Here is a 13316-nt window from a genome sequence, read left to right on the forward strand (position 1 = left end):
AAGTCACGCCGCAATTGCGGCGTGATGTCAGGTCAATGTTCGTACTGGTTGAAGCTCGGATCGGCGAGGTCGGTAAACCGGGTGAATTCCGACTGGAAGGCGAGCTTGACGGTACCAGTCGGTCCGTGACGCTGCTTGGCGATGATGACGTCCGCCGTACCCTTGACCTTGTCGAACTCCTGTTCCCACTCGGCATATTTCGGATCGTCGGGATCGCGCGGCTCGAGGTTCTTCACATAGTATTCCTCACGGAACACGAACATGACGACGTCGGCGTCCTGCTCGATCGAGCCCGATTCTCTGAGGTCGGAGAGCTGCGGCCGTTTGTCTTCGCGGCTTTCCACCTGACGCGACAGCTGTGAAAGCGCGATGATGGGCACAGCGAGTTCCTTGCCGAGCGCTTTCAGCCCCGTGGTGATTTCGGTGATTTCCTGCACGCGGTTTTCACCTGACTTCTTCGAGCCGGTCATCAGCTGGATGTAGTCGATGACCAGGACGTCAAGGCCGCGCTGGCGCTTCAGGCGGCGGGCGCGGGCCGCAAGCTGGGCAATCGAGATACCGCCGGTCTGGTCGATGAACAGCGGGATCTTCTGCATCATCTGCGAGCAGCCGACCAGCTTTTCGAAATCGGCCTCGGTGATGTCGCCGCGGCGAATCTTGGAGGAGGAGACCTCCGTCTGTTCGGAGATGATGCGGGTGGCGAGCTGCTCGCCGGACATTTCCAGCGAATAGAAGCCGACGACGCCGCCATTCTTGGCCTTGAACGAACCATCAGGCAAGATTTCCGGCTCGTAGGCCGCGGCGATATTGTAGGCAATGTTGGTGGCAAGCGAGGTCTTGCCCATGCCGGGGCGTCCGGCGAGTACGATCAAGTCCGACCGCTGCAAGCCGCCCATCTTGGCATCGAGCGCCATGATGCCCGTGGATATGCCTGACAGATTTCCGTCCCGCTCGAAGGCTGCGCCTGCCATGTCGATCGCCTGCGCGACGGCATCGGCGAAAGACTGGAAGCCGCCGTCGTAGCGGCCGGTTTCGGCAAGTTCGAACAACCGGCGCTCGGTATCCTCGATCTGTGTTTGTGGCGGCATGTCGAGCGGCGCGTCAAACGCGATATTGACCATGTCTTCGCCGATGGTAATCAGCGAGCGACGCAGCGCCAAATCGTAGATCGCCCTTCCATAATCCTCGGCATTGATGATCGAAACCGCATCGGTGGCGAGTCGCGCCAGGTACTGAGCGACCGTCATGTCTCCGACTTTCTCGTCGGAGGGGAGGAAGGTCTTGATCGTGACCGGATTGGCGGTCTTGCCCATGCGGATGATGTCGCCCGCAACCTCGAAGATGCGCCGATGCAGCCCTTCGTGGAAATGAATTGGCTTGAGGAAGTCCGACACTCGATAAAACGCGTCGTTGTTGACAAGCATTGCGCCAAGCAAGGCCTGTTCAGCTTCGATATTGTTGGGCGCTTCGCGATAGTGCGGTGTTGCGTCCGTATTGCTGATGGCGCTCAGTTTACGCGCTGCGTCCTTCATAGGTCCTGCCTGTCAACGGTCTGTATTGTGATGCCGATCCTATAGCGCGGCCACGGTCTTTGCGCAGACGATTGTTGCCAAGCCGTTAACTCTTACCGATGTCCACAGGATTGAACGGGGCGTGGATAACATTCAGCCACGTTCAGTGCGAAATGATTCGACTGAGGTAAAAATAGAACAAAACGGCCTGCGTCAAAAGAGCAGGCCATCTTTCGCTATCAATTGGGCACGCTATTCTGCCGCCGCGTGTGGAAACGATGTGGCGCCCGCGCCCTGCTTCTGCTCGATGTTCTTCAGGCAATTCTCGGCGGTCTGGATATAGTCTCGCGTCAGCGGGACAGCGTGCAGGTCATGAGCGAGCTGGAACTGGAAAATCACCAGGTTCTGCCAGCGGAAGGCGCTTTCCGATGAAGCCAGATAGAACTCCCAGATCCGGCAGAATTTTTCGTCGTAGAGCGCTTTTGCTTCCTCCCGGCGAGCCATGAAACGCGCGCGCCAGGCCTTTAATGTTTCCGCGTAGTGCAGCCGCAGGATCTCGATATCGGTGACCCTCAGTCCGGCGCGCTCGATGGCCGGCATCACTTCGGAAAGGGCAGGGATGTAGCCGCCGGGAAAAATATACTTCTCGATGAAGGGATTGGTCGCCGTAGGCGTGTCGGTACGGCCGATCGTGTGCATCAGCATCACGCCGTCCTTTTTCAGCAGCTTTGCCGACTGCTGGAAATACTGGTCGTAGAATGGCCGGCCGACATGCTCGAACATGCCGACGGAAACGATCCGGTCGAACTGCTCCTCGACATGCCGGTAATCCTGCAATTCGAATCGAATCTTGTCCTTGAAGCCACCGTCCTGCGCACGCTTCTGGGCAACGGCCAATTGCTCGTCGGAGAGCGTTACGCCCTTGACCTTGGCGCCGAGGAAGCGGGCAAGGTAGATGGCCATGCCGCCCCAGCCGCAACCGATATCGAGTACCGACAGTCCCGGGCGGCTCATCACCATCTTGGCGGCGATATGACGCTTCTTGGCAAGCTGGGCCTGTTCGAGATCGGCATCCGGCGTCTCGAAATAGGCGCAGGAATATTGTCGATCGCTGTCGAGGAAAAGGTCGTAGAGTGCACCGGTAAGGTCGTAGTGATGCTGCACGTTGGCGCGCGCCCGCGTGGTGACATTGTTTTCCCGGAAGTGGCGGAACCGGTAGCGGACGGCTGCTAGCGCCTTCATCCAAGGCTTGAATTCGAACTCACCATCCGGATTGCCGGTGTAAATGGCTTCGAGCAACCCGTACATATCCCCTTCGATGATATCGAGCGAGCCTTCGCCATAGCAATGGCCAAGGTAGTATTCCGGGTTGGTAAGGATCTGCCGCTGGGCCGTGTTGGTGTTGAAGCGAATGTGAATCGGGCTTCCGGTCGCGTCGCCGTATCGTTTGACCTTGCCGTTTGCAAAGGTCACGGCAAGATTGCCGCGGCGGATGATCGTGGAAATAAAGCGGTCCATTATCGCGTTCAACATGTCAGCACCACACGCACTTGGCTTGCTGGCTAAACGGCATCGCGACGCCGTCAGGCAGCACGTTACGAAATGTTAATGTTTGGTAAACTTAGCAAAAAGAAAGTGTTTTTCAACCAGATGAAAGAAGGTTTTATGTCAGTGAAATCACAATTGATAAAAAAACGGATTTTATGGTTAATGGCACAAAAAAACGCCCCCTGCGGTTGGCAGGAGGCGTCGGTCTGAAATGTGCGTCGGGAAACCCGACGAAAAATCAGATTTCGTCTTCGTCTTCGACCGAGTTCGGATCGAAGAAATCTTCCGGCTTCAGAGCGTCTTCGTCGACGCCGTAGATCGCGTCTGCCGACGTCAGGCTTTCGCCCTTTGCCTGGCGAGCGGCTTCGTCGGCCGAGCGGGCAACGTTGAACGCAACATTGACCACGACTTCCGCATGCAGGTGCAGTTCGACGGTGTGCAGGCCGATCGTCTTGATCGGGGTGTTCAGGTCGATCTGGTTGCGGCCGATCAGGAAGCCTTCGGCAGACAGCGAATCAACGATATCCCGAGCGGCGACCGAACCGTAGAGCTGGCCGGTTTCGCCAGCGGAACGGATGATGACGAAGGTCTTGCCGTCGAGCTTGTCGGCGATCTTCTGGGCTTCGCTCTTGCGCTCGAGGTTGCGGGCTTCAAGCGTCGCACGCTCGGATTCGAAACGGGCCTTGTTGGCGGCGTTGGCGCGCAGCGCCTTGCCCATCGGCAGAAGGAAGTTACGTGCGTAGCCGTCGCGAACCTTTACGGTTTCGCCCATCTGGCCAAGCTTGTTGACACGCTCAAGGAGAATGACTTGCATTGGAGTTGTCCTTTCAGGGGTGATTGGTTGGAGTTGGGGTTTGTTTGGTCGGCGTCAGGGCGATCGCCCGGCGCGGATTGGCGAGACCGCCTGCTATGACGAGCAGGACGGGGATAATCGGCAGCATGAGTGTCAGCAGGTAGAGCAGGATCAGCCCAGGCATCCGCCAGCCTTTGTCGCGCAATGCGTTGTGGATAATGGCGAAGCCCGACAGCAGGTAGCCGCCTGCGGCAGCACCGGCCAGGGCAGCGCCGATCACCTCGATCTTTGCGCCGCCGAACATCAGGAGGATACCGCCCATGAACACGCCGATCGACAGGCGGTTCATCCGCAAGCTGACGCGCACGTCTTCGCGGGGCCGAGCGCTGTGGCCGGCTGCGGTGAGAATGCGAACAGCGACATAGAACCCGGCAAACAGTGCGATCACCATTTGCAGGCTCTGCAGGAGCGGCAGTGCGATCTGGAAAACGCCGACAAGCTGTTCCTTGGTGACGCTGCCAGCGGGAAGCTCCGGATTGATTTCCTGCACCATGCCCAGAGCGGTGTCGGCCAGAATTCCGTAAATGGCGTCGATATCGGAGTTCAGCAGCAGGGTCACCGCAGTCGCGATCGCGGTCAATATGGCGGCGGCCAGCAGGATATCGGAGAGCGGATACCAGGCCATGGCTGTGTCGGGGCCGCCCAATTCTGTGGCGGGCCGCGCGAGATTGGCGAGATAGCTCATCACCACGGCTGGAAACAGCATCAGGCCCATCGACACGAAGCTCATCGGGTTCGAATAGACAATGGCCGTGGCAATAGCCGCAGCAGCAACGGCAGCCAGAGAAGAGGCAAGGCCGTAACCGAGGCCGGCAATGAAGACCGAAGCCAGGGCCGCGATGATCAGGATGACGCCGAAAAGCGACGCATAGCCCGCCGCCGCCAACAAAATGGCGGACGCCAATCCGGCAATGATGCCGATCAGGATCGGATTTTTCGGTGCGTTCATCGGTCTCGCTGTCCTGTCCATTCAATCGAATGAGGCAGTTAGGGGAGTTTCCTGAACTTACGTCTCAGGTCCCCAACATGGGATTTTGGGTTTCCGATCCGCGCCCATCGCGGAAGGGAGAAGGGAAGGCGCATACGCCTTCCCCAGAGTCAGCTTGCCGCAGAGTCAAGCTCCGCTGGCGTGCCTTACGCTACGACGTAAGGCAGCAGGCCGAGGAAGCGGGCGCGCTTGATGGCCTGAGCCAGTTCGCGCTGCTTCTTCTGCGAGACGGCAGTGATGCGGGACGGAACGATCTTGCCACGCTCGGAAATGTAGCGCGACAGGAGCTTGACGTCCTTGTAATCGATGCGCGGCGCGTTCTGGCCCGAGAACGGGCAGGTCTTGCGACGGCGATGGAACGGGCGACGTGCCGGAGCGGAAGAGGTGTCAGCCATTTTGGTTCTCCTTAAGCTTCACGCGGGCGGAACGGGCGGTCGCCGTCACGACGCGGCGGACGGTCACCGTCTTCGCGGCGCGGACGGAACGGACGGTCGCCATCTTCGCGGCGCGGACGGTCGTCGCGGTCGCGCTTCTGCATCATGGCGGACGGGCCTTCTTCGTGTGCTTCGACCTTGACGGTCATGAAGCGCAGGATGTCTTCGTTGTAGCGCTGCTGGCGCTCGACTTCCTGGATGGCGGCAGCCGGGGCATCGACGTCCATGAGGACGTAGAAGGCCTTGCGGTTCTTGTTGATGCGGTAGGTGAGGGACTTGAGGCCCCAGTTCTCGATACGACCAACCTTACCACCGGCTGCTTCGATCACGCCCTTGTAGGTTTCGACGAGTGCGTCGACCTGCGTAGCTGCGATGTCCTGCCGGGCAAGGAAAATGTGTTCATAGAGAGCCATGAAACTTTGCCTTTCTTGCGTTTTCATCAATCCCATCCGGTTTGGCGCCAAGCCTCAACGACTGTTCTTTGTTTGCGGCAATGCCGCGGGGCAAGAAAAGCGTTTGTTCGGTACGGTCGAGAGCGGAGACACGGGAAGCCGGAACCCTCTGGTTCCCTGGCGGTTTCTATCCGAAACCGGCCTTCCGTACAGCCACCAGCCAATTGACCGGATGTTTGATGAGCGGCCTTATACAGGCAAACGCGGCAAATGCAAGGGGTGGCCGCACTATTGGAAAAGCCGCATGTTGATAATGCCTGCACCATAGGCGCCCTTGAACGCCTTCTCTTTCGCGATTTCAGCCTGGACCAAGCCGTCAGGGTCGAAAAGGACGCTGTTACGCTCTATCAGCCACACGCGTCTGTGATTTTTCAACGCCCGCCGGAGGCGCTCCGACGAGGATCTCCACCTGGGACCAGCCAATGCAACCGTCGTTCTTGCTCCGGCCCGCCTACTTCGACTTATAGAGGGCGAGCAGTTCCGAACGTCTTTGCATGCACCATTCATAGACTTCGAAATCTTTTCGATAGTGATGGCGGATGTTTGCTTCGCCCTTTGCCGACAAGGTACGTTCGACAGTGTCGGGCGCGCGATGCGCCACCTGCGGATCGGTCGGAAGGGCGATCGCTTCGTCGATGCCGAGAATCTTCCGCAGAACCTCGAAATCATCGTTGAGATGGGTCTGCGATGCGATGAAGAAAATTCGATGCTTCTCCCGTTCGAGCAGCGGGATCGGTCCGACATAGTCAGTGAGGTGCTTTTTAAGGTGTGGAATTCCCTTCATCGCTTCCTTGGCCATCATCCGGCGCCATGGGTTCCATGAACTCAGGGCCTCTGCCAGCTGGTTAGGTGTGGAAAAATGGGAAAAGGCGCGTTCTTCACGCATCCGCCAGGACTTGTCGCCGCGCTTGCCCTTTCTGAGGCGACTATTGAAGCCGGAGACGAATCGACTCACGGGATCGCGCACGATGAAGATTAGGTTGGCCGTGGTGTCGGCCTCTGCAATCTTCTGAAGGGTTTGGGCGTGGCTGAGATATCGGATGCGGTTTTCTGACGATAGACGATTATGTTGTTGCAGCACCTCGCGAAATGCACTGCCTGCCGTTTTTCTGATATGCAAGAATGCATATTTCGCTGTCATCGGCTGCGTTCCCCTTCATCGCTCGTGGCGCAAATCTAGCGTGAATCGCACGTCCCGACGGTGCGTCGAGACGTTGCTGATCATGCCATGATGCTTGCCACTGTCGGTTGGGTCAATGCCCCGAGCAAGAGGAGAGCCGGATCTGTCGCGTATCGTCAGCGGGCGCGGGACGTCGCCGGTCAGATGGGCATAGGATATTGCCGTATGACCTTTCGGATGTCGCGGATCACCTCATCGGAAAGCGCCAGATCCTTGGAGGAAATGTTGGTCTTCAATTGTTGCATGCTGGTTGCACCGATGATCACGGAGGTCATGAACGGACGCGTCAGGCACCAGGCGAGGGACATTGCCGCGAGATCGATGTCGTGCCGCCGGGCGATCTCGGCGTAGGCTGCAACAGCCGGTTCCTGGTGCGGATTGAGCCGGCCAGCCAGATCGGGATTGATGGTGGCGCGCGAACCCGCCGGCCGAGCTCCGCCGAGATACTTGCCACTCAAAATGCCGGCAGCAAGCGGGGAATAGGACAATAGGCCTATATCCTCGTGATGCGAAAGCTCGGCGAAGTCGAGGTCGTGCGGATGGTAGAGCAGGTTGTACTCGTTCTGCACCGACGCCATACGCGGCAGGCCGTGTTTCTCGGCCAGGTTCAGGAACTGCATTGCGCCCCACGCGGTTTCGTTTGACAATCCAACTGCGCGAACCTTGCCAGACTTGACGGCGTCGCCCAGGGCGCTGAGAATGTCGTGCAGATTGTCGATGACTTCGGTGCGGGCGGGCTGCTTTTCCGGATGATAGGTCCAGTTCTGCCGGAAATGGTAGTGGCCGCGGTTCGGCCAGTGCAACTGGTAGAGGTCGATGTAATCGGTCTTCAGGCGGCTGAGGCTGAGGTCGAGCGCCTTGCGCACTTCCGCGCCGTCCATCCGGACGCCGCCCCTGATGTAGTCGCGGCCCGGGCCGGAGATCTTGGTTGCGAGGATAACCCGGTCGCGATTGGCGCGCGCCTTCATCCAGTTGCCGATATAGACTTCGGTCAGGCCCTGGCTTTCGGCTGAAACTGGGGTGGTCGGATAGAGTTCGGCCGTATCAAGGAAGTTGACGCCGTTTTGCGTTGCGTAGTCCATCTGCTCGAACGCTTCGGCCTCGCTGTTCTGACTGCCCCAGGTCATGGTGCCAAGGCAGATTTCGGAAACGGAGATGCCGGTGCGGCCGAGTGGCTTGAACTTCATGGGAAATACCTTGTTTGGGAAAAGTGGGCCGCAATGTAGGCCGATTTTGTTGCGGTGCAAGAGAGAATGGTCAGACTTTTGCCGCAAAAACCGGTTGGTAGCGAGGCCACGAAGCTTGACTCATTGCAAGATTGTGTGAATGGGGAAAGAAAAAGTCACGAAGGGAGACCCCAATGGCGGTCGCATTCACGTTTCCCGGCCAGGGCAGTCAGTCCGTTGGCATGGGCAAGGAACTGGCGGACAGCTTCCCGGAGGCTCGCGCAGTCTTTGAAGAAGTCGACGAAGCGCTCGGCGAAAAGCTGACATCCGTCATGTGGAACGGGCCCGAAGAGTCCTTGACCCTGACCGCAAACGCCCAGCCGGCGCTGATGGCAGTGTCGATAGCGGCGATCCGCGTGCTGGAAGCCCGTGGCTTCGACCTCAAGGCCAAGGTTGCCTATGTCGCCGGCCATTCGCTTGGCGAATATTCGGCGCTTTGCGCGGCCGGTACATTCACACTGGCCGATACCGCGCGACTGTTGCGTATCCGAGGCAATGCAATGCAGGCAGCGGTGCCTGCCGGCAAGGGCGCGATGGCCGCGATCATCGGTCTTGAGCATTCCGCGGTCGAGGCGATCTGTGCATCGGTGGCATCGCTTGGTTCCTGCCAGATCGCCAACGACAATGGCGGTGGCCAACTGGTCGTCTCCGGCGAAAAGGCGGCTGTCGAGCAGGCTGCGGCGCTCGCGAAGGAGCAGAAGGCGTTGCGCGCCATCCTGTTGCCGGTGTCTGCGCCGTTCCATTCTTCGCTGATGGCGCCCGCCGCCGAGGCGATGCGCGAAGCGCTTGCCAAGGTCGATGCCAGGGACCCGATTGTTCCTGTTGTTGCCAATGTGCGCGCCGCTCCGGTCACCAAGGCGTCTGAAATCGTATCGCTGCTGGTCGAGCAGGTGACGGGCCAGGTTCGCTGGCGCGAAACCGTTGAGTGGTTTGCGAAGAACGACGTTACGACGCTTTATGAGATCGGTTCCGGCAAGGTGCTGACGGGTCTGGTTCGCCGTATCGACAAGTCGGTCACCGGCATCGCAGTCAATTCGCCCGCCGATATCGAAACGGCCCTCTGCGCATTGCTCTAACCATTTTGATATAGGGATAACGAACATGTTCGATCTGACTGGCCGCAAGGCGCTGGTAACGGGCGCTTCGGGCGGCATCGGCGAGGAAATCGCCCGCCAATTACATGCGCAGGGCGCCATCGTCGGCCTTCACGGCACCCGCGAGGAAAAGCTGCAGGCCCTGGCCGCCGAACTCGGCGACCGGGTCAAGATCCTGCCGGCCAATCTCACGGACCGCGATGCCGTCAAGGCGCTTGCCGCCAAGGCTGAAGCCGAACTCGGGGGTGTCGATATCCTCGTCAACAATGCCGGCATCACCAATGACAAGTTGATGATCCGGATGAGCGATGCGGATTGGCAGACGGTTCTGGATATCAATCTGACGGCCGCTTTCGTGCTGACTCGTGAACTCACGCAGCCGATGATGAAGCGCCGCTACGGCCGCGTCATCAACATCACCTCGGTTGTGGGTGCGATCGGCAATCCGGGGCAGGCTAATTACTGCGCTTCGAAGGCTGGCATGGAAGGCTTCACCAAAGCGTTCGCAGCCGAAGTCGCGACGCGCAACATAACGGCCAATTGCGTCTCACCCGGTTTCATTGAATCGGCCATGACCGAAAAGCTCAACGACAAGCAGCGCGATGGCATGCTGTTCAAGATTCCGATGAATCGGATGGGCAAGGGTGCGGAAGTTGCCTCGGCCGTCTGCTTCCTCGCGTCATCGGAGGCATCCTACATTACCGGCCATACCATACACGTCAACGGTGGCATGGCCATGCTTTGAAGGTTGCGGAATTGCGGGTCAGCGCCTCCAGGTAGGGCTCACTGCAATCCGTGAAATACCCGGGCAAAACCCTTTCCAATAGGGTGTTGAACAGGCGGGAAAGGCTCATTTTCTGGCTTTGCGCGGGAATCAAACCGTGTTAAGCCGCAGAAGACTGAGTGCCGTCTCTTTCAGGCTCGGCCGCTATAAAATCGGTTTAGGCTGGATTTTGATAGTGAGAGCAGTTAAACGGGGCAGCCGAACGTTCCAGGACGGGTGGCGGTCTCAAACGTGGTTATTGACGCCGTCATGGCGCGAAGAAATGAACGAAGGTCGAGGAAAACGACATGAGCGACATCGCAGAACGCGTAAAGAAAATTGTGATTGACCATCTTGGCGTGGAAGCCGACAAGGTTACCGAAGCCGCCAGCTTTATCGACGATCTCGGTGCAGATTCGTTGGACACGGTCGAACTCGTCATGGCGTTCGAAGAAGAATTCGGTGTTGAAATCCCTGACGATGCTGCTGACTCGATCCTGACCGTCGGCGACGCAGTCAAGTTCATCACCAAGGCTCAGGCCTGATCATTCGAAAACGCGATCATCGTTGGCGCCTTTGGCGCGGGGATGGTCGCGTTCTCGCATTCGCATTTTGGATTTGAATAGCAGATTGCATAAGGGTGGAGGCAGGCCATGAGACGTGTCGTAATCACGGGAATTGGCATGGTGACCCCGCTTGGCTGTGGCGCGGAAGTTACCTGGGCAAATCTCATTGCTGGGCAGAATGGCGCCCGCAAGGTTACGGAATTCGAGGTGGATGATCTTCCTGCAAAGATCGCCTGCCGCTTGCCGTTCGGCGATGGCTCGAACGGAACTTACAATGCCGACGACTGGATGGAGCCGAAGGAGCAGCGCAAGGTTGATCCTTTCATCGTCTATGGCATGGCGGCCGCCGACATGGCGCTCAAGGATGCCGACTGGCATCCAAAGTCCGACGAGGACCAGATCGCGACCGGCGTGTTGATAGGTTCCGGAATCGGCGGCGTCGAGGGAATTGTCGAGGCAGGCTATACGCTGCGCGACAAGGGTGCCCGCCGCGTTTCCCCGTTCTTCATTCCCGGCCGGTTGATCAATCTCGTTTCCGGCCAGGTCTCGATCCGCCACAAGCTGCGCGGTCCGAACCATTCGGTCGTAACCGCATGTTCGACTGGGGCCCATGCGATCGGCGACGCAAGCCGACTTATCGCACTCGGTGATGCCGATGTGATGGTCGCTGGTGGTTCTGAATCGCCTGTCAGCCGTATCTCACTGGCCGGTTTCGCGGCCTGCAAGGCGCTTTCCACCCAGTATAACGACGAGCCGCAGAAGGCATCGCGACCTTACGACAAGGACCGTGACGGTTTCGTCATGGGCGAGGGTGCAGGCATTGTCGTTCTTGAAGAGCTGGAGCACGCTGTGGCGCGTGGTGCCAAGATCTATGCCGAAGTGGTCGGTTATGGTCTTTCGGGCGACGCCTATCATATCACTGCGCCGTCCGAGAACGGCGAGGGTGCCGAGCGCTGCATGCGCATGGCACTGAAGCGGGCAGGGCTGCAGCCCTCCGATATCGATTACATCAACGCCCATGGCACGTCCACCATGGCCGATACGATCGAGCTCGGCGCGGCCGAGCGCTTGCTCGGCGAACATGCTTCGCAGGCATCGATGTCGTCGACGAAATCCGCTACCGGCCACTTGCTGGGTGCTGCCGGCGCCATCGAGGCGATCTTCTCGACGCTAGCGATTCGCGACAACATTGCGCCGCCGACGCTCAATCTCGACAATCCGGAAGTCGAGACCGCTGTTGATCTCGTGCCGAAGGTTGCCCGCAAGCGCAAGATCGATGTCGCCCTGTCGAACTCCTTCGGCTTCGGTGGAACCAACGCCTCGCTGGTTCTGAAGCGTTACTCGAATTGACAGCACTCGCGGTCCATTCATGGACTGGACCGCGAATGAAATTCCAGCTTTTGCCGTAATGCCGTACTAGTGAGTGCCGGTTACACTTTGTGATTCAGTCTTGATTTGAGGAATATGAGTGACCGATCCTAGCCAGACAAACGAAGGCCAATTCGGCCGCCAGGAAAACGGGGCGGCACAGGGACGGATCATTCCGAAATCCCCGAAAGAGGCTTTGCGTCCAGAGAAGGTCCCGTCGCCGCCGCGTCGCTCCCGCGAGGCACGGAGCCAGCTGGTCATTTTCCTGAATTTCGTCATGAGCATGATAACGTTGCTGACGGTCGCCTCGGTTGCGCTGGTCTACTACGCGTTTCATGAATATCGAGCTCCGGGTCCGCTTGAGACCGATACGACTTTCCTGGTCCGCAGCGGTGCTGGCATCAACGAGGTCGGCATCAGCCTCGAGCGCAAGGACATCGTCAGCCAGGCGCGCGTCTTCAATGCTGTCAGCCTGTTCCTGTTCGGCGACAAGGGTCTTCGCCAGGGCGAATACGAGATCAAGGCGCATTCCTCGATGCTCGATGTCATGGAGTTGCTGCGGTCGGGCAAATCGATCCAGTACGCGGTCACCCTCCCGGAAGGCCTGACCGTCAAGCAAATCTTCCGCAAGCTTTCGACCGACCCGGTGCTCGAGGGCGATCTGCCCGTCGAGCTGCCGCCGGAAGGATCGCTCCGTCCGGAAACCTACAAGTTCACCCGTGGCTACAAGCGCGCAGACGTTGTGGAGCAGATGAAGATCGCCCAGGCGAAGCTGGTCGATGAAGTCTGGGACAAGCGCGACACCGATCTGCCGATCGCCACGAAAGAGGAGATGCTGATTCTCGCATCCATCGTCGAGAAGGAAACCGGCAAATCCGATGAACGTCCGCAGGTCGCATCGGTTTTCCTCAACCGATTGAAGAAGGGGATGCGGCTGCAGTCCGATCCAACCATTCTCTACGGTCTCTACGGTGGCGACGGCCGGCCAGCCGACAGTGCGATTCTCAAGTCCGATATTGATAAGGAAACGCCCTACAACACCTATGTGATCAAGGGCCTGCCGCCGACACCGATTGCCAATCCGGGCAGGGCTGCGCTCGAAGCCGTCGCCAACCCGTCCCGCACCAACTATCTCTATTTCGTGGCGGACGGCACGGGCGGCCATGCTTTTGCGACGACGCTCGAAGAGCATAATGCCAATGTGAAGCGCTGGCGGAAGATTCAGGCGGACAACAAGGCTGCCACCGAAAGCGCAACGCCGGAAAACTGATATCCTGACGCGATGCCGGGCTTGCGTCCGGTGTCTTGGTTGGATTTCTGCGGAGTGGGGACA

At 58.8% G+C, this 13316-nt stretch carries 13 protein-coding genes; 5 read left to right on the forward strand and 8 right to left on the reverse strand.

What is annotated here, in order from left to right:
- Positions 1-32: 32 nt before the first annotated feature.
- The 8 genes from JJB09_RS04135 to JJB09_RS04170 form a co-directional block, all read right to left on the reverse strand.
- Positions 33-1532 (reverse strand): replicative DNA helicase, encoded by a 1500-nt coding sequence (locus JJB09_RS04135; protein WP_201653527.1) that lies wholly within the window; start codon positions 1530-1532, stop codon positions 33-35.
- Between the two features lie 231 nt (positions 1533-1763).
- Complete coding sequence (locus JJB09_RS04140; protein ID WP_425523684.1) at positions 1764-3041, reverse strand: cyclopropane fatty acid synthase; 1278 nt, start codon at positions 3039-3041, stop codon at positions 1764-1766.
- Positions 3042-3297: 256 nt separating this feature from the next.
- The gene (gene rplI, locus JJB09_RS04145; protein ID WP_201653532.1) at positions 3298-3873 is read right to left on the reverse strand and encodes a 50S ribosomal protein L9; all 576 of its coding nucleotides are present in this window, start codon (positions 3871-3873) and stop codon (positions 3298-3300) included.
- A gap of 13 nt (positions 3874-3886) precedes the next feature.
- Positions 3887-4861, reverse strand: a complete 975-nt coding sequence (locus JJB09_RS04150) for a DUF2232 domain-containing protein (RefSeq protein ID WP_201653535.1) — start codon at positions 4859-4861, stop codon at positions 3887-3889.
- Positions 4862-5046: 185 nt separating this feature from the next.
- Entirely contained in the window at positions 5047-5295 is a 249-nt protein-coding gene (rpsR, locus tag JJB09_RS04155; RefSeq protein ID WP_201653538.1) for a 30S ribosomal protein S18, read from the reverse strand.
- A gap of 11 nt (positions 5296-5306) precedes the next feature.
- On the reverse strand, positions 5307-5747 hold the full coding sequence (rpsF, locus tag JJB09_RS04160; RefSeq protein ID WP_201654173.1) for a 30S ribosomal protein S6: 441 nt from the start codon (positions 5745-5747) through the stop codon (positions 5307-5309).
- 490 nt (positions 5748-6237) lie between these two features.
- Positions 6238-6927: a sulfotransferase family 2 domain-containing protein gene (locus JJB09_RS04165; protein ID WP_201653541.1), complete on the reverse strand. Its 690-nt coding sequence runs from the start codon at positions 6925-6927 to the stop codon at positions 6238-6240.
- Positions 6928-7106: 179 nt separating this feature from the next.
- Positions 7107-8153 (reverse strand): aldo/keto reductase, encoded by a 1047-nt coding sequence (locus JJB09_RS04170; RefSeq protein WP_201653544.1) that lies wholly within the window; start codon positions 8151-8153, stop codon positions 7107-7109.
- A gap of 173 nt (positions 8154-8326) precedes the next feature.
- Between JJB09_RS04170 and fabD the strand changes: the two genes are divergently transcribed.
- The 5 genes from fabD (at position 8327) to mltG (ending at position 13253) form a co-directional block, all read left to right on the forward strand.
- The gene (fabD, locus tag JJB09_RS04175; RefSeq protein ID WP_201653547.1) at positions 8327-9268 is read left to right on the forward strand and encodes an ACP S-malonyltransferase; all 942 of its coding nucleotides are present in this window, start codon (positions 8327-8329) and stop codon (positions 9266-9268) included.
- A gap of 25 nt (positions 9269-9293) precedes the next feature.
- Positions 9294-10031: a 3-oxoacyl-[acyl-carrier-protein] reductase gene (gene fabG, locus JJB09_RS04180; protein ID WP_201653550.1), complete on the forward strand. Its 738-nt coding sequence runs from the start codon at positions 9294-9296 to the stop codon at positions 10029-10031.
- Between the two features lie 326 nt (positions 10032-10357).
- The gene (locus tag JJB09_RS04185) at positions 10358-10594 is read left to right on the forward strand and encodes an acyl carrier protein (RefSeq protein WP_201653553.1); all 237 of its coding nucleotides are present in this window, start codon (positions 10358-10360) and stop codon (positions 10592-10594) included.
- A 108-nt stretch (positions 10595-10702) separates the two neighbouring features.
- Positions 10703-11965 carry a beta-ketoacyl-ACP synthase II gene (gene fabF / locus JJB09_RS04190; RefSeq protein WP_201653557.1) on the forward strand — a complete coding sequence of 421 codons (1263 nt, stop codon included), beginning with the start codon at positions 10703-10705 and terminating at the stop codon, positions 11963-11965.
- A 118-nt stretch (positions 11966-12083) separates the two neighbouring features.
- Positions 12084-13253, forward strand: a complete 1170-nt coding sequence (gene mltG, locus JJB09_RS04195; protein WP_201653560.1) for an endolytic transglycosylase MltG — start codon at positions 12084-12086, stop codon at positions 13251-13253.
- Positions 13254-13316: the final 63 nt, after the last annotated feature.

Origin of the sequence: Phytoamicus setariae (genome assembly GCF_016722925.1) — a bacterium.
In the GTDB taxonomy this organism is placed as follows: Bacteria; Pseudomonadota; Alphaproteobacteria; order Rhizobiales; family Rhizobiaceae; genus Rhizobium_E; species Rhizobium_E setariae.